Genomic DNA, 15416 nt, shown 5'->3' with positions numbered 1-15416 from the left:
GTCAGTACCGCGGGCCGGCCATCGCGTGATAGGCTTCATCCAACGTGCCCACTTCGATGACGGCCACTCGCCGAGCCTGACTGCCGAAGTTCCCGTCTCCCATATTGGATTGTCCGCGCGGCACGAGCACCGTGTTGAACTGCTCTCTTGCGGCCGCTTCGACTTTCTGAGGAACGCTGCCGACGCCGAGAATGTCGCCGTTGGGCGCGATTTGGCCGGTCATGGCCACGCCGGGTCGTATGGCGTCGCCACGCCAGGCCGCCATGATGCCGACTGCGACCGCGCCGCTCGCGCTCATGCCGTCGGTCATGGCATTGTGGGATCGATTCTTGACGGTGACCACCCAATCACGTCCGTCCATTCCGAGATGGCGCAAGGCGGTCAGCACGGCCTGCCGGACGCCGGCCTTCCAGTCGTCCCCGACCAGCGAACCGCCTCCCAAATTGATCTCGCTGAATTGAATCACCGGTCCGTCCGCTCCGGGGTCGGAAGAGATCTGAAGGGCGATGTAGTGGACGGCTCCCGTCCGTCCATCGCTGAGAACGGCCAAGGCGGGCACGGATGCGACGTGGAGATTGTCGAATGCGGGGGCCGGTGAAAAAGGGAGGAGCGCGAGCAGGCACGCCATGAGGAACGGGTTCGGGCGTCGGAAACCGCTCGACATCCTCAACTTCTCCAGCGAAGCGTCACACGGCCTTTCAGCGGATGGTCGAGCGGCAATCCGGTTTGCAGAGAGTCGAGGTGGGCGGCCTTGAGCTTGTAATACCACTTCGCCGGCGTGTCCGCGTCGTCGATCAGCATCATGGCCGGCTTGTATCTGAGGCCCACCGCTTGGCGTTCCATCGCCAACTTATCCTGCGACAAGAACATATTGCCGAAGTAGCGAAAAAGAGTTTTGGCGAAAGGGAGCCATTTCAGGGTGTTCCAGGCTGCGCAGAAGTCGATTCGGCATTGCTGATCAGAGATCGGCGTCACGGTCGTTCGATTCGACATGAAGGTGTTTCCGATTTGGACGAACTCAAATCTCTGATTGGGCAATACAAAGTCGATGGTCGTCATGAGCGGTCCGGGATACAACCGATTGAGCAGCTTGTATGCGCTGTTCATGGAGGCGGCGTGGGGCACCATGCGGAATCCGTAGGGAATCGGTTCAAAGGTCTTCGCCTTCTCACGCATCTCGGCTGCGGTGCGCCACCAGGAACTTTGATGGACGAATGGGCCGTGAGCCGGATCTATCAGGCCGACGATGCCGTCGTCGATCGCACAGTCGAGCAATGTGGAAAGTTGGATCATCCGATAGGACGTAGAGGGCAAGGGCAGCGGCGGAACATCAGGAATTGGTTGATCCGGGCGTTGAGAGTCGGGGATGAAGACCCAGACATATCCGTCCCGTTCCCGGCACGGGTAGTTCGTGACACCGATCTTGTCCGTTTGAACGGGGGAATCCTGGACCAGCGCAGGAATCGTCCGACATCGACCCTTCGGGTCGAACTGCCATCCGTGGTAGGCGCACTCCACGCAATCGCCCCGCATCCGCCCGAACGACAACGGCATGCCCCGGTGGGGGCAAATATCGCGCATGGCGGCCACGACACCGTGATCCGTTTTGCATACGACGATGGGCAGGCCGAGTAGAATGGTACCTTTCAGCATGCCGGGTCCGAGTTCGGAACTGCGGCAGGCGGGATACCAAAATCCGAAAAGCGGCGCACTCTTGGCTGGTCTTGGTTGTACGATCGAGTCTGAGTTCATTATGAGTGGGGAGGATGGGCGCTAATGCCACGCCGGGAGCCGCGTGCGACCTGCATAGGACTATAACGAGCGAGTTTCCGAAGGTCAAGCAATGCCGCAAGGGCGCTCGGCTCGCGGCGCTTCGTACGCATCACTCATGCGGCACGATGCCACTCCGCGCCGCCATACGCCGCTGTGCTCGTAAGGGCCCCCGTTTCTTGACAAGAAAAAGTCGCGGAGACTATAGTCAAAAATCCTTCGTAAATTTGGCATTTTCTGGACGTAACGACGAAACTCCATGACGACGACGCAACTGGACCCCGCGGTCAACTTGTCCGATCTGCAGGCTTCGAAGCCTGACCGCGTGACGATCGTGCTGTTGAGCGGCGATCTCGACCGCGCAATGGCGGCGTTCATCATCGCAACCGGGGCGGCGGCAATGGGAATGCAGGTCACGATATTCTTCACCTTCTGGGGATTGAACGCCATCCGCCGGAAAGGTGCGACGAGTTCCGCCAAGGACTGGCTTCGACGCATGTTCGGATTGTTGAACAAAGGCGGCGCCGAGACCCTTCCGCTGTCCCGCTTCCATTTCGGAGGAATCGGAACAGGAATGATGCACAGGGTGATGAAGCAGAGCCGGATGCCGGGTGTGCCTGAATTGATGGCCACGGCGATGGACCTCGGAGTCCGGTTCATCGCATGCACGACCACGATGGGACTCATGGGTATCACGAAGGATACCCTGATCGACGGCGTAGACCAATTCGCGGGTGTCACGACGTATTTGGCCGAGGCGAAGCACGGTAGCGTCAATCTCTTCATTTGACGGGCGATATTCACGCCGTCATGCGTGACGGGGGTACCATGATCACCGCTGATGTGACGCTCGATACGCTGGGGTATTTTTGTCCCATGCCGATCATTATGACGTCGAAAAAAATCAAGGAATTGGCTCTGGGACAAGTCCTCGAGGTCGTCTCCGACGATGAGGGTATCAAAAAAGACATGCCGGCCTGGTGCGATACGACGGGACATCAGATGCTGGGGCTCGAAGAGGAACAGGCCCAGTCCGGGCGCATCTACAAAGCATTTGTGAAGAAGACCAAGTAACACCTCCACCACGGGCATATGAAGCCGGAGGCATGATCCTCATCCTCCGGCTTTTTTATTGGACAAAGGACAGGCTGTGGACCATCTGGTCACCTGCGTGCCGAACTTCAGCGAGGGACGGAACCGGACGACCGTCCACGCCTTGATCCGGGCCGTGCAATCGGTGCCAGGCGTGATGTTGTTGGACTGGACGATGGATCCGGATCATCACCGGTCCGTTCTCACGTTCGTGGGCGAACCGGATGCAGCGGCCGACGCGGCGTTTCGTGCCATTCGGGTGGCGACCAGACTGATCGATATCCGGAAGCATCGCGGAGTGCATCCCCGAATCGGCGCCACGGACGTCGTGCCCTTTGTGCCGGCCAAGGGTGTCACGGCCCATGATTGTGTGCGGCTGGCCCGGCGTCTCGGGGAACGCGTGGGAAGACAGTTGGAGATCCCGGTATTTCTCTATGAGCAAGCGGCCGCCGGACCGGACCGTGCGCCGCTGGAATCCGTGCGGCGCGGGGGCTTGGAAGGGTTGGCGCGTCGGATGCGGTCCGATCGCCGGTGGCGTCCTGATTTCGGCCCCGCCACGCTGCATCGGACCGCGGGAGCGGTGGTGATCGGGGCCAGGCCTCCGTTGATCGCCTTCAACGTCAATCTGCAGTCGGGGGATCTCGAAGTCTCCCGGTCGATTGCCCGGACGATCCGCGAATCGAACGGAGGCATGTCGCATGTGAAGGCGATCGGGGTCGAACTGTCCAGCCGCGGCATGGTGCAGGTGGCCATGAATCTGACCGACTATCGCGTGACACCCGTCCACGCCGTGTTCGAAGCCGTGCAGGCCTTGGCCTCCTTACACGGGGTGGCCGTCGCTGACAGTGAGATCGTAGGGTTGGTCCCCCAGGCGGCGCTGGTCGATGCGGCTGCCGATGCCCTTCGCCTCGAATCGTTTGATCGTTCGCTCATCCTGGAAAAGAAAATCGAATCGGCCTTGGAAGCCTCCCAGGGCTCGGTCACGATCGCACGCCATCAGCCGGCGAGGGACCTGCGTGCCCTCTCCGTCGGCCAACTCTTGGACGCGATTGCGGCCGCGACACCCAGCCCGGCCGGGGCTTCGGTATCGGCTCTGGTCGCCTCCTGTGCCGTCTCGCTGGGAATCATGGGCGCGCGCTTGAGCCGTCGGCGCGGCGAGACGGCGCGCCTCGCTTCCATTGCCGAACGGCTTGGAAGATTGGCGCAGGCGGACGGGGTTGCCTATGGGGAGTATCTTGAGGCTTCAAGACTTCCGGCATCCGACTCGCGACGCCCCGCTCGACTGGCTCAGGCGCTGCATCGTGCAACGCAGATTCCCTTGCAGATTGCCGAGCTGACGGGACGGGCTGGGAAATGGCTTTACATCGGCCGGCAACACGTCAAGCAGAGGGTGCAAGCCGATTCGACCGTCGGGATTATCCTTTGTCTCGCTGCGGCAGAAGCCAGTCTTCATATTGCGGGAGAGAACATTAAACATCAAATAAATCGGATGTTTATAGGGCAAATTGAGGCTGCAATGCGCCGGACTGCAATCTGCCTTGAGGAACTGAGGAGGCTGTGCTACACTCCGCCGCCTGATCGGTCTGTCATTAAGGAAAAATCAGCACAGGCACGGCCTGAGAAAGCACAGAAGCGACGCGAATGGAAATCAAGGTCTTCAATAACAACGTTGAAAAGGCCCTCAAGGTCGCCAAGAAGAAGCTCGCAGGTGAAGGGCTTTTCCGGGAACTGAAGCGGCGGCGTTACTACGAGAAGCCGAGCGTCAGGAAGAAAGCCAAGCAACGCGAAGCGCAACGGCGCCGGCAAAAGTGGTTGTCGAAGCGGAAGCCGGAATAGACACTTCTTCCTTCATGTCCTGATCAGGTCTGCCGTCCCGTTCCTTCCTGTTTCGGATGCGCCAGGACCAAATCCATGAGGCGATCGCCCTTGTCAGGCGCGAAGTGCGCCAATGGCAGGAGCCGGTCGTGGGCGTGGTAGCGCGCGAATCGGACCGTGACCCTTTCCGCATTTTAATCTCCTGTCTCCTGAGCCTGCGTACCAAGGACAAGACCACCGGCGAGGCTAGCGGACGCTTGTTCGCCCTTGCCCATACTCCTGCCGCCATGCTGTCCCTTCCACTGGCGAAGATCCAACAGGCCATTTACCCGGTGGGATTCTATCGTACGAAGGCCAAATCGATTCGTCTCATCTGCCGCCGTCTCATCGACGTCTACGGGGGAACCGTTCCCGATTCCATCGACGAACTGCTGACGCTGTCCGGCGTGGGACGCAAGACGGCCAATCTCGTGGTGACGGTGGGATATCGAAAGCCGGGGATTTGCGTGGACATCCATGTCCATCGCATTGCCAATCGCTGGGGCTATGTGAAGACGCGCACGCCCGAGGAGACCGAGCAGGCGCTGCGCCACAAGCTGCCGAAGCCGTATTGGATTACGCTCAACGACTTGCTGGTTCCCTACGGACAGAATCTCTGCCAACCGATGTCGCCTTTTTGCAGCCGATGCAAGTTGACTGATTATTGTGATCGGACGGGAGTGACCAAGAGCCGCTGAGCCGGATGGCTTTATCTCCGGCCACAACGCCTGTTGCAGGCGGGGCTACCTCTTGTGCACCCGCGTCTTCACGCTGTTGATGTAATCGGTGATCGCGCCGTCGACCTCGATCGGAGCGAGGGGGCGGTCGTGTGTTTCGCTTTCATCCACCAGATACCGGTCCTGCTCCTTTTCCTGTCTAACCACCACGGTGTTTTCCGGCGTGACCTCGACCAGCATGTACCACTCGCGAGTTCCCTGGGTGATGACGACTTCCTTGCCGAGGCCTTTCTTCGTGATTTCGATTCGGAGGTCATCGGATCCGGCGAGCGCCGGCATGGGCGCAAGAAAGACGGTCAGAAGAGCCAGCAGCAGCGCCGGGAAGGACCACGGCCGGCTCTGAGTGCGCGCGAAGATCGACATGCACGAATTATAGCGTTCATGTGTCACGCAGTAAACACGGGTGCCCGCGAGGTTCTCGGCTTGAGTGCCTGTAGGTCGCGTGTTAGGATGCCGACCCCATGGATTGGCTCCTTTCGACGGTGGAGCAGGTCGTCTCGACCGATACCTTGATCGCGTTGACGGTCCTCTCGCTGATATTCTTCGTCGGCACGCTTATCGCCATCCCCTTCATCTTGGTGCGGCTTCCTGCGGACTATTTTGACGTCCGGGTGCCGCGGCCATGGATGGAAAATCATCACCCCGTGCTTCGTATGGCGGGCCATCTCGTCAAGAACATCTTGGGTGCCGTGTTCGTCTTCGTGGGGTTCCTGATGCTGTTCCTGCCGGGGCAGGGCATCCTCACGATGCTGATCGGCATCTCGATGCTCGACTTTCCCGGCAAACGCAGGGTCGAAGCCAAGATGATCGGTCAACCGACCGTCCTCGGGGCCGTCAACGCGATGCGCCGGAAGTTTCAAAAGCCTCCGCTTGTCCTCGCACCGGATTTGTAATGTGAGCCTTCTCGACGGTCGCCACCATCCGGGCGGATGGAACGAGCGGCTGTCACACGAATGAACGCGAAGTTTGGCCGGCTATGACTCCCACTGACGCACAACCACGCACGCTCTATCTGATTGACGGGAGCGCGTATGTCTATCGCGCGTTCTTCGCCCTGCCTCCGTTGATCACGTCGAAAGGGCTTCAAACCAATGCCGTGTACGGTTTTACCACGACGTTGATGAAGATCGTCCGCGAGCACGGCCCGGATTGCCTCGCCGTGGCCTTCGACGAAAGGGGTCCCACGCTCCGGCATGAGGAATTCAAGGAATACAAGGCCCAACGCCCGCCGATGCCGGAAGGGATGCAAGCGCAGGTGCCGTACATCCATCGCCTCGTCGAAGCCTTCTCGATACCCGTGGTCAGGCACGTCGGCTACGAAGCAGACGACCTGATCGGAACCTTGGCGCGCCAAGCGGAAGCCGCGGGCTACGACGTCGTTATCGTGACGGGCGACAAAGACATGTTTCAATTGTTGACTCCGCATATCCGGATCTTCGATCCGGTCAAGAACAAGTGGTCGGGGGAAGCGGAGTGCCTGGAACGGTTCGGCGTCGAGCCGTCTCGTGTCGTCGAGGTGATGGGCTTGATGGGAGACAGCACGGACAACATTCCCGGCGTAAAAGGAATCGGCGAAAAGACCGCGGTCAAGCTCCTGTCGCAATTTGGAACGATCGAGGAATTGCTGCGTCGCGTCGATGAGGTGACGCCGCCTCGCGTGCGGGCCTTGCTGGCCGAACAGGGTGAGAGCGCAAAGCTGAGCCGACGGCTCGCCACCATCGTCCTCGATGCTCCCGTGCAGTTTGATCCTTCTCGGTATGCGGCCCGGATTCCACAGCCCGATCGCCTCGCGGAGTTGTTCAGGGAGTTGGAATTCACGACCTTGCTGAAATCCCTTCAGCCGGCGCCCGAGCCGGTCCAACCGGTCGCGGCGGCGTTCGACGTGGTGTCCGACGAGGAGACCGCGCGGCGCTTCGTCGAGCAACTGCCCGAAGGCGGGGTGATCGGCGTTCGTTGTCTTCTGGCGGGAGGCAGTGGGGTGCTTGCCTCGATGCAGGGCATGGCGTTGTCATCGGGAGACAAGACGGCGTTCTTTCCGCTCGACGTACAAACCTACATGAGGCCGATTACGTCGCTGTTGAACGACGGCACGCGACCCAAGATCGTCCATGACCTGAAAACGACGCTGCTGGCCTTTCATCGCATGGGCATCACATTGGCCGGGCCTTATATGGACGTCATGGTGGCGGACTATCTCCTCAACCCCAACCGACGCGACCATCAGCTGGACACAGTGGCATTCGAGGTCCTGGGCCGGCGACCCGGTTCCGGGCAGGCGGCCGCGCCCCGGTCTCTGTTCGATGCGGATGTCGGATCGCGCTCGGAAACGGTTGAAGCCGCCTCGGTTCTGGCGCTTCTCGGTCCCGCATTGACCGAGCGGCTGGCGGGGCAGGGGAGCGTGATGCTTTTTCGCGACGTCGAAATGCCGCTCGTGCCCGTGCTGACTGAAATCGAACGGAACGGATTCTTGCTGGACGTCCAGGAATTGCACGAACTCGGCAAGGAGATGGAGCGCGAGCTGGACCGCATGATGGAAACCATCACGGCATTGGCAGGAGGCGAGTTCAATATCAATTCCCCGAAGCAGTTGGCCGCCGTCTTGTTCGAGCGGCTGGGTTTGAAGCCCCTCCGTAAAACCAAGACGGGCTATTCGACGGATGAAGAGACCTTGACCCAGTTGGCCGCCCAGCACAGCTTGCCGGAGCAGATCCTGAACTATCGCAGCGTCAGCAAACTCAAATCGACCTACGTCGACGCGCTGCCGGCGTTGATCAGTCCGGAAACCAAACGTCTGCATACCTCGCTCAATCAAACGGTCGCCGCCACCGGCCGGTTGTCGTCGACCGATCCGAATCTCCAGAATATTCCGGTCAAGGGAAACTACGGGATCCGGATCCGCGAAGCCTTCATCGCGTCCAAGGGGCACGAGCTGCTCTGCGCCGACTACAGTCAGATCGAGCCGCGCATCTTGGCGCATCTTTCCCAGGATCCTCGCTTGATAGAGGTGTTCGCCAAAGGCGAGGATATCCACATGGCCACCGCGATGGAGATCTTCGGGCTTCCTTCCGGACAAATTACGCGGGACATGCGCCGGGCCGCCAAGACCGTAGTCTTCGGGATCGTCTACGGCATCAGTCCGTTCGGGCTTTCGCAGAACATCGGTGTGCCGCAGGCCGAGGCGAGGAAGTACATCGAGACATTCTTTGAAAAATTTGCCGCCGTACGGGCGCTCATGGATCGAAACATCGCCGAAGGCAAAGACAAAGGCTACACGACGACGATCCTGGGCCGGCGCCGGCCGATCCCCGAACTGCGAAGCGGTGATCCCGTGCAGAGAGGGGTCGGTGAACGCATGGCGGTGAACAGCCCCATTCAAGGATCCGCCGCCGATCTGATCAAAATCGCCATGATCAACGTCCACCGGCGGCTTCACAAGGATCTCCCGCACACCAAGATGATCCTGCAGGTTCACGATGAATTGATCTTTGAGGTCCCCGAGAAGGAGATGGCTGAGGCACAGGCCCTGGTCAAAGGGGAAATGGAGGGAGTGGGATCGCAGCTCGGCCTATCGGTGCCGCTGAAAGTCGATATGGGAGTGGGCAAGAATTGGCGGGTGGCTCATCCTTGATCGCCAGGATGCGTGAAAGATTTCACGGCGGACTTGGACGCATCCGGACGCTCGATTGAGATCGACCGGACAAATCGGCAAGAACAGGAGGAAGTCATGAATCGAGGACCTATCTCACTAGTCGTCATGTCCCTCGTAGCCAGCGTGATCGTGTCCGCCATGACGCTGATCGTCGCGCAGCCCTTCCTGGCAAAAGCCCAGGAGACCAAGCGGTTTCAATATCGCATCGTCGAAGTGCTGCACGACACGGATTCCATGCAGCAAGCGTTGAACGAGTACGGCGCAGGAGGTTGGGAATTGGTCGCGGTGAGCGCCGGGAATCTTACGTCTCCGAAGCTGATCTTCAAGAAGTAGCGACCGGCAGAGAAAGAGGCATGGCCCGTGCGCGGAGGGGGCATCGGGCCCCGCTCCGCGCAGGCTGCACGTGGACGCAGTGTCAGTCGACCAACCGCATGACTTGTTGACCCGAGGAGAACGTCGAGGTGGCGACTTTGCTTCCGTTCATCGACACGTGAATGTCGACCGAGACGCCGCCGTTGGCTCGGAGCACGCCGCCATTCATCCGATCGAGAAAATCCATCCTCTGTTCCCGATCCATCCTGGCCCAACCCTTGTGATCCACTTCGACGCTCAAAGATGCATCCGGCGCGGTTTCCGCGGCCAGCATCGGGTCGGCGAAACCGGGTCCCTGCAGATAGCGGGCCGCCATGGCCACCGCTTTACTGCGTTCGCCGCCGTCTTTCGCCACCCGCGCCGGCGCTGCGTGCGCCGCCGGAATGGTCAATGTCACCAAGAGCGTCAACGTGATCGCTGATCCGATGAACCGTGAAACAGTCTTCACACTGCGCATTCCCTGTCCTCCATTGGAAAAAAATAAGTGATTCAGAACACGTGAAAGAACGTCCGGCGAGTTCCATCAGCTGATTCTCACTATCCGGCCATGTCCCCTCCTTTCGCATCTGCAAAAAGTCGGACGGGAGAGGAGCAAACTTCGGGCCGGGGACAATCAGTAGCGCCCCGTAGGGTTAAAAATAAATTCAATGGGTTGCGGGAGACCTTCGGGCTGGCTTATTGGGGACCGGTCTCAGGAGGTTTCGAAAAATGACACATCTGGCCCGAAAATGTTCGGAGAGATCACAGTCAGGAGGCCCGGAGATGATTTCGAGAACGGCGCAGAAGCGGCCTGAGCGTCGCCCGGCTGACTGAGCTAGCCGGGACCGTAGAGCAACTTGACAATTTGAGCAGTGTTGAAGAGCATCGCCTCGCGGCGCGTATAGACGGCGTGTCCGTAGTAGTGATCCCGCGGATTGGTCGAGCCTGTGGAATCTTTGTAGTCCACCGACAAGCATCGCCCTTCTGTAGGAAAGCGCACCGCCCGGCGCGCGCATTCAAGCCACCGCTCGAAGCCGTCGTACGGTTCGACCATTTCCCAAATCGCCTTGTTGGCGGCGGTCGCCAATTCGGAGGACGGCAAGGCATCGCTGCCTGCGACGGCGAGCTCCTGCACATAATCACCACCCCACGCAATCGGCATTTCCATGGTGATCTGGGGCAGTTCCATTTTTGAAAGCCAGCTCTTCCCGTCGGTCCGAAGGTTGCGATGATTCACGATGTGCAGAAGCGCGCCAAGGCCCGACGGATCCCATCCGTACCGGACAGGGGTTCCGAAGGTGACGACGTCCAGGGCCGCGCCATTCAGCAAGGAGCCCGACTCAATGTGAGGTGCGAGTCGGGCAAGCGTCGAAGCAAGATCCTCCAGCTGTGCCTGGGCGGCATAGGAGGAGAGAATGCCAAGCAGTGCGGCTCGTCCTGTGACGGGGCTCGGACAGAGGAAGTTCGACGCGAGTGCGAGGACCAATCCGGCCTGCCCATGCGCCTGGATCAATACGCGCTGTCCGGAGGTCCAGTGCTCTTGCAGCGCGAACGCTCGCAAGGAATCGAGCAACCGGATCGTGGCGACGGCGCGGCCCAAATGATGGTGTTCCGAGGCCCATACAAGGCGCCGGCACGAGATAGGGTCGGCAATCGACCGGTTGACGGCCTTCGCGTAAAGAGTGACGTCGGCCTCTGTGAAATTACCGGCGTCTTTGAGCTGATGGTCGAGTGCCTGACGGGTCGGCACGTCGTCGTAGAATGGAGGAGTGAGGCCCCCCGGGAGGGGCGGGATGCCGTTGCTGTCCTGGCGCATGGCGGCAAGCAGCGCATCGAGCCCGGAAACGCCGCGAGAATACCCGCGCTTGAGGCCGCCGACCTGGTCGAGTCGCTGCATGCCGAAAAGGTCAGTCCCGTGCATCGAGCCGTGCAGGAAGAGAACGGTCCTCACTCCCGCCCGGGCCAGCCGTGTACCGTGTTCGGCCATCGCCTCCGCCCAGGCCGGAGAGTCGGGCATCGGGCCGGTCGTCAACTCGGCGGTCCCCAACCTGTCCCCGGGGCTCTTACGGGAGAGTTCGTCGTGCTGGAAATTGTTTTCGACGGGCATGAGCAGCTATCTACCCGAAGAAGCGACTCGAGTGCAACGTGTCGGAGGTCGAAGCGTCAGCGCACGAGGGCCGGTGAGGAGTCGGGCTGGGTCGGAGAAACCTGCAGATACTTCTTCGACATGACGGCGGTTGCCGAGCACGTGTGGGCGGCTTCGTCGACCTGTCGGTCGACGATCATCACGCCTTGAAGATATTCCTGTACGATTTCCTCGCGAGTGAGCTCGATGTCTTGATCGGTTTCGCGGCCGTTCCGTTCCCGCACGCGGTCCACCATGTGTTCCTTGACCAGGATACGGATCTGCTTGGCGATCTCGGTCCGTGCCGACAGTTCCGAAACGCGTCGGCATACGCTGGTTCCCTTGGCCATATCGCCTTGACCGGTGCCGATCAGGTATTGGTCCGGCGGGTAGGCCGCTCCCTGATCGCGGTGTGACGGTGCCGCCCCGGTCGCCGGCGGGAGACGGCTAAAAGATTGCTCGGCATGGGATCGGACATCATCTTGATCGGGCGCGGCGGCTTCAGGGGGTTTTTCCGACCATATGATGCTGAAGAACGCGAGGCTTACGATCCCGACCAGGTGCGCGGAGCCCGGACGGGGAGACCAACGCATGGGGCGAGCCATCACGGCGTTACCTCGATCACGCGGGACGATGCTTCGAGGAAGCGAAGAGGCAAACCTCCGCTTCACCCGAATGAACTTGAGCATAACACCGAGGAGGCCGTGAAGAAAGCCGAGCCGCCGGCATCACGGCGTCAGAATCGGCGGCTTGCCTTCCTGAAAATTCGCGTGCTAAGGTACCATTTCTTTTTGAATTTTGGAGGCGAAACTCGCACTATGTGGTACTCGCGAATCGTCTTGATCGGCGTCGCTCTGGCACTGTTCGTTCTCGAAACTGCCTCCGCGACGTCCAAGTCCTCAAGGACGTCACCGGTGCCCGTGACCCCGCCGTCCGCTCCTCTCACCGAGCACGTGATCCTGTTCGTGCTGGAAGGATTCAGTCACCGGTCCCTCGCCGGCGGCACGATGCCGACCCTCAGCCGACTGGTCAAGGAAGGCTCGGTGACGTGGTCCGCCACCTCGGTAAAGCCGGCGTTGCGTTTGCCGACCATGGCGTCGTTGATCACCGGCATGCCGGTCGAAAAGCACGGCATTACGTGGAATGTGTTTGAGTTCAGCCGGGGCTATCCGCGCGCTCCCAGCGTCTTCGACTATCTCGATTTGAGCGGCGGCCGCGACAGCGCGATCTTCTTTATGGACGAGGCGCTTTACCAGCTTGCCAGGCCGGAGCCCTATACCGACTATCAGATGTGCGGACCTCTCAAGCCGGAATGTAATCCGGATCGAGTGGTGTCCTACATCAGACAATATTTTAAGAAGGCGACCAGCGGCCACGGATACGGCCATGCCATCCTCTCGCTGCCGCATTTCCTCGTTGTGCACCTTCCCGAAGCCGGCCGGGTCGGCGCCGCACGCGGCTGGGAATCGAAGGAATATCGGGAAGCGCTGCGGGTGGTCGACAAGGCCATGACTTCCGTCCTCGATCTGTACAAGGAAGAGGGGCTCTTGAAGCGTACGACCATATTCGTGACCTCTTTGAGTGAAGAGGGCAGGGATGCGAATCAGAAGGAAGCGGACGGCGTGACCCCGGTCGTTCCCTGGATCGCGTCCGGAGTGGGCATCAAGCAGGGGCATGCCATCCATCAACCGGTGTCGATCATCGACACCGGAGCGACGGTAATGCGCAGCCTGGGACTCGAGACTCACACGGAGTGGGAAAGCCGTTCAGTCGAGGAAATTTTTCAGTCCGCCTTTGTCCCGGCCGAGCCGAATTCGACCATACCCCAGTGATGACGATGATGTGTCCCAAGAGTATCGGCGCAAAGTGCGGGTTCAATCTGCTGCTGTTGTGTCTACTGCTGGGGAGCGTGCTGTTATGCTACGCCTCTGCCGAAGCCGGACCGCCGGCGGCCTATACCACCGAGCATCCGATCACGATCGATGCAACCGTGTTGGATCCTCCATCCTGGTGGCAGGTTCCCGGCGTCACACCGTCCATCTATAATTCGGATCCGGAGTCGATGGATGCATACAAGACGACCGACAAACAGACCTTGGCGCTCCGTCCCGGAAAGTACAAGTTCGTCAGCTTCACCTTCGACTTTCCTTTCTCCGTCAATCTGGAAGGGAAGGTCGAGTTTGCGTCGTCTTTGGATCAGTGTGTGGGCGGCCGTGGCACGCAGACGTTGCTCGTGCGCTGCAAGCGGACCTATCCCTACGGCGGCGAGCCCGATTACAAGTACTGAGGTGGGTGCGGAAATTATCTGGCATGAGACGGCGTCGTCCATCATGATCGTGCGACGGCCGGGAAGTTTCATGCGAAACGGACCGTGCCCCGTTCCTGTCGAACAGAGGAAATCGTCATGGCCCAGACATTAGAACGGCTCTTGGATGCACTCGAGGACGTCGACGATGCCACGCGCGAGGAAGCGGCGAAGGCGTTGGCGGAGTTGGCCGATCCCAAAGGCCTTGAGGCGCTGATCAGCGCGTGCAGCGACGAATACTGGTCCGTGCGCGCCCACGCCGCCTCGGGGATCGCGAAGATCGGCGGTCAAAAGGCCGTCGAGGCGCTCGTAGAGCTCTTCGACGATCCCATCATGGAAGTGCGCAACCAAGCGGTGGAATCTGCCGCCCGCATCGGCGCGGCCGTACTGGACCGGATGCTTGCGGGGTTAAAGGACCAGCGGTGGCGGGTGCGCGAGCATGCAGCCAAGACCTGCGGCGAGATCCGGGACCCAAGAGTTGTCGATGCCTTGGTGGTTGCCTGCCGTGACCGCGACGGAGCCGTGAAGAGCGCGGCAGCGGAGGCTTTGGGAAAAATCGGCGATCCCAAAGCCGTTCCGGTCCTGATCAAACTGTTCCGCGATACCTCCAAGATCGTCCGGGAGACGGCGGGAACAGCGCTCGTGTATATCGGGCCGCCGTCCGTCGATCCACTCATCTCCTGTTTCGCCGATAAGGATTTTGTCGTCCGATGTCATGCGGCCCGCGCGTTGGGCGGCATGACGACCGACTATCAAATCGGAAGGACCTGGGTCCGGGAGCCCAAGGTCGTCGACGCCCTCGTCGCCGCGCTCAAGGATCCCGACCGCGCCGTGCGTGAGGATGCGACGATCGCGCTCGGTATGATCGGCGATGCTCGCGCCATCGACGCGTTGATCGAGGCGATGAAGGACGGAGCGGTCAAACGGCATGCGATCGCTTCACTCGGCATGATCGGGGATCCGAGGGCGCTCCCGCCCGTGCTCGATGCCTTGAAAGGAAAGGGCATCCGGCAAGACGGCACGCCGACTCCCGGGTGCATCGTCAGCGAGGATGCCTTCATCAAGGAAGCGGCGGCCACGGCGTTGGGTCAGTTCCGCGACCCCCGGGTCATTCCTGATTTGATCATGCTGCTGAAAGACGGTGTGCTGCGCGAGAAAGCCAGCGCGGCGTTGGCGGCGATCGGCGACACGGCCATCGAACCCTTGATCGCGTTCTTATACGATCCAAAGGCTTCCGAAGTCGCTTCGGAGGGCGAACGGGTCCTTTCGTACGCCTCTGTCCGCCTGAGCGCCAAGGATGCGCTGCGGCAACTGGTAATGGAGACGCTTGAGAAGCTCGGATGGATCCTGCCCCAGGAGGATTCAACGGTTGATTCCAGCAACGTGGACAATGCTCGGGTCGATCTTCCCCTCGGCGCCGGCGGTCGATTCGGGCCGTCCGGAGATTTTGCCAAAGGCAGCAGCTGAAGTTTCCTCTCAGCGGCGCTTCGCGATCTGGCCGACAAAGGCATGTCGGGTTCGCCCAAGTCACGC

17 protein-coding genes are annotated in these 15416 nt (G+C 60.5%); 11 read left to right on the top strand and 6 right to left on the bottom strand.

Annotated features, from left to right (window positions below):
• Position 1: 1 nt before the first annotated feature.
• Together NSJP_RS03655 and NSJP_RS03650 are read right to left on the bottom strand one after the other, a co-directional pair.
• Entirely contained in the window at positions 2–664 is a 663-nt protein-coding gene (locus NSJP_RS03655) for a S16 family serine protease (RefSeq protein WP_080885577.1), read from the bottom strand.
• A 2-nt stretch (positions 665–666) separates the two neighbouring features.
• Positions 667–1752, bottom strand: coding sequence for an aromatic ring-hydroxylating oxygenase subunit alpha (locus NSJP_RS03650; protein ID WP_080885576.1), 1086 nt, complete (start codon positions 1750–1752; stop codon positions 667–669).
• 277 nt (positions 1753–2029) lie between these two features.
• Between NSJP_RS03650 and NSJP_RS03645 the strand changes: the two genes are divergently transcribed.
• From NSJP_RS03645 to NSJP_RS03625, 5 genes are all read left to right on the top strand, one after another.
• Positions 2030–2560, top strand: coding sequence for a DsrE/DsrF/DrsH-like family protein (locus tag NSJP_RS03645; protein ID WP_080885575.1), 531 nt, complete (start codon positions 2030–2032; stop codon positions 2558–2560).
• A 38-nt stretch (positions 2561–2598) separates the two neighbouring features.
• A complete protein-coding gene (locus NSJP_RS03640; protein ID WP_080885574.1) occupies positions 2599–2844 on the top strand; it encodes a sulfurtransferase TusA family protein in 246 nt (81 codons plus the stop codon).
• 76 nt (positions 2845–2920) lie between these two features.
• Positions 2921–4594: a glutamate formimidoyltransferase gene (ftcD, locus tag NSJP_RS03635; RefSeq protein ID WP_080885573.1), complete on the top strand. Its 1674-nt coding sequence runs from the start codon at positions 2921–2923 to the stop codon at positions 4592–4594.
• A complete protein-coding gene (gene rpsU / locus NSJP_RS03630; protein WP_080885572.1) occupies positions 4504–4698 on the top strand; it encodes a 30S ribosomal protein S21 in 195 nt (64 codons plus the stop codon). The genes ftcD and rpsU overlap by 91 nt, the downstream gene beginning before the upstream one ends.
• 56 nt (positions 4699–4754) lie before the next feature.
• A complete protein-coding gene (locus NSJP_RS03625) occupies positions 4755–5414 on the top strand; it encodes an endonuclease III domain-containing protein (protein ID WP_080885571.1) in 660 nt (219 codons plus the stop codon).
• Positions 5415–5459: 45 nt separating this feature from the next.
• Here NSJP_RS03625 and NSJP_RS03620 read toward each other — a convergent pair whose 3' ends face one another.
• A complete protein-coding gene (locus NSJP_RS03620; protein ID WP_080885570.1) occupies positions 5460–5816 on the bottom strand; it encodes a hypothetical protein in 357 nt (118 codons plus the stop codon).
• Positions 5817–5914: 98 nt separating this feature from the next.
• On the opposite strand from NSJP_RS03620, the gene NSJP_RS03615 reads away from it, so the two are divergent.
• The 3 genes from NSJP_RS03615 (at position 5915) to NSJP_RS03605 (ending at position 9435) form a co-directional block, all read left to right on the top strand.
• The gene (locus tag NSJP_RS03615) at positions 5915–6346 is read left to right on the top strand and encodes a PGPGW domain-containing protein (protein ID WP_080885569.1); all 432 of its coding nucleotides are present in this window, start codon (positions 5915–5917) and stop codon (positions 6344–6346) included.
• Between the two features lie 83 nt (positions 6347–6429).
• Positions 6430–9081 (top strand): DNA polymerase I, encoded by a 2652-nt coding sequence (polA, locus tag NSJP_RS03610; protein ID WP_080885568.1) that lies wholly within the window; start codon positions 6430–6432, stop codon positions 9079–9081.
• A gap of 96 nt (positions 9082–9177) precedes the next feature.
• Positions 9178–9435 (top strand): DUF4177 domain-containing protein, encoded by a 258-nt coding sequence (locus NSJP_RS03605; protein ID WP_155969854.1) that lies wholly within the window; start codon positions 9178–9180, stop codon positions 9433–9435.
• A gap of 82 nt (positions 9436–9517) precedes the next feature.
• Here NSJP_RS03605 and NSJP_RS03600 read toward each other — a convergent pair whose 3' ends face one another.
• The 3 genes from NSJP_RS03600 to NSJP_RS03590 all read right to left on the bottom strand — a co-directional run bounded on the left by NSJP_RS03600 (position 9518) and on the right by NSJP_RS03590 (position 12171).
• The gene (locus tag NSJP_RS03600) at positions 9518–9931 is read right to left on the bottom strand and encodes a hypothetical protein (RefSeq protein WP_080885566.1); all 414 of its coding nucleotides are present in this window, start codon (positions 9929–9931) and stop codon (positions 9518–9520) included.
• 357 nt (positions 9932–10288) lie between these two features.
• Positions 10289–11560, bottom strand: a complete 1272-nt coding sequence (locus NSJP_RS03595; protein WP_080885565.1) for a hypothetical protein — start codon at positions 11558–11560, stop codon at positions 10289–10291.
• 56 nt (positions 11561–11616) lie between these two features.
• Positions 11617–12171 (bottom strand): LPP20 family lipoprotein, encoded by a 555-nt coding sequence (locus NSJP_RS03590; protein ID WP_172834133.1) that lies wholly within the window; start codon positions 12169–12171, stop codon positions 11617–11619.
• Between the two features lie 225 nt (positions 12172–12396).
• On the opposite strand from NSJP_RS03590, the gene NSJP_RS03585 reads away from it, so the two are divergent.
• The 3 genes from NSJP_RS03585 to NSJP_RS03575 all read left to right on the top strand — a co-directional run bounded on the left by NSJP_RS03585 (position 12397) and on the right by NSJP_RS03575 (position 15350).
• Positions 12397–13410 (top strand): alkaline phosphatase family protein, encoded by a 1014-nt coding sequence (locus tag NSJP_RS03585; protein ID WP_172834132.1) that lies wholly within the window; start codon positions 12397–12399, stop codon positions 13408–13410.
• Between the two features lie 5 nt (positions 13411–13415).
• Positions 13416–13865 (top strand): hypothetical protein, encoded by a 450-nt coding sequence (locus NSJP_RS03580; RefSeq protein WP_155969852.1) that lies wholly within the window; start codon positions 13416–13418, stop codon positions 13863–13865.
• A gap of 117 nt (positions 13866–13982) precedes the next feature.
• A complete protein-coding gene (locus NSJP_RS03575; RefSeq protein ID WP_080885562.1) occupies positions 13983–15350 on the top strand; it encodes a HEAT repeat domain-containing protein in 1368 nt (455 codons plus the stop codon).
• The last annotated feature ends 66 nt before the right edge of the window (positions 15351–15416 follow it).

It is taken from the genome of Nitrospira japonica, assembly GCF_900169565.1.
Lineage (GTDB): Bacteria > Nitrospirota > Nitrospiria > Nitrospirales > Nitrospiraceae > Nitrospira_C > Nitrospira_C japonica_A.
The sequence above is the reverse complement of the archived record's forward strand: the minus strand, read 5'-3'. Positions and strand labels throughout refer to the sequence as shown.

Coding starts and splice junctions, on each gene's coding strand:
- NSJP_RS03590 (WP_172834133.1), bottom strand. CDS start 12,171: ATGCGTTGGTCTCCCCGTCCGGGCTCCGCGCACCTGGTCGGGATCGTA.
- rpsU (WP_080885572.1), top strand. CDS start 4,504: ATGGAAATCAAGGTCTTCAATAACAACGTTGAAAAGGCCCTCAAGGTC.
- NSJP_RS03650 (WP_080885576.1), bottom strand. CDS start 1,752: ATGAACTCAGACTCGATCGTACAACCAAGACCAGCCAAGAGTGCGCCG.
- NSJP_RS03575 (WP_080885562.1), top strand. CDS start 13,983: ATGGCCCAGACATTAGAACGGCTCTTGGATGCACTCGAGGACGTCGAC.
- NSJP_RS03615 (WP_080885569.1), top strand. CDS start 5,915: ATGGATTGGCTCCTTTCGACGGTGGAGCAGGTCGTCTCGACCGATACC.
- NSJP_RS03640 (WP_080885574.1), top strand. CDS start 2,599: ATGATCACCGCTGATGTGACGCTCGATACGCTGGGGTATTTTTGTCCC.
- NSJP_RS03645 (WP_080885575.1), top strand. CDS start 2,030: ATGACGACGACGCAACTGGACCCCGCGGTCAACTTGTCCGATCTGCAG.
- NSJP_RS03605 (WP_155969854.1), top strand. CDS start 9,178: ATGAATCGAGGACCTATCTCACTAGTCGTCATGTCCCTCGTAGCCAGC.
- NSJP_RS03585 (WP_172834132.1), top strand. CDS start 12,397: ATGTGGTACTCGCGAATCGTCTTGATCGGCGTCGCTCTGGCACTGTTC.
- NSJP_RS03580 (WP_155969852.1), top strand. CDS start 13,416: ATGATGTGTCCCAAGAGTATCGGCGCAAAGTGCGGGTTCAATCTGCTG.
- NSJP_RS03620 (WP_080885570.1), bottom strand. CDS start 5,816: ATGTCGATCTTCGCGCGCACTCAGAGCCGGCCGTGGTCCTTCCCGGCG.
- NSJP_RS03595 (WP_080885565.1), bottom strand. CDS start 11,560: ATGCCCGTCGAAAACAATTTCCAGCACGACGAACTCTCCCGTAAGAGC.
- polA (WP_080885568.1), top strand. CDS start 6,430: ATGACTCCCACTGACGCACAACCACGCACGCTCTATCTGATTGACGGG.
- NSJP_RS03625 (WP_080885571.1), top strand. CDS start 4,755: ATGCGCCAGGACCAAATCCATGAGGCGATCGCCCTTGTCAGGCGCGAA.
- NSJP_RS03600 (WP_080885566.1), bottom strand. CDS start 9,931: ATGCGCAGTGTGAAGACTGTTTCACGGTTCATCGGATCAGCGATCACG.
- NSJP_RS03655 (WP_080885577.1), bottom strand. CDS start 664: ATGTCGAGCGGTTTCCGACGCCCGAACCCGTTCCTCATGGCGTGCCTG.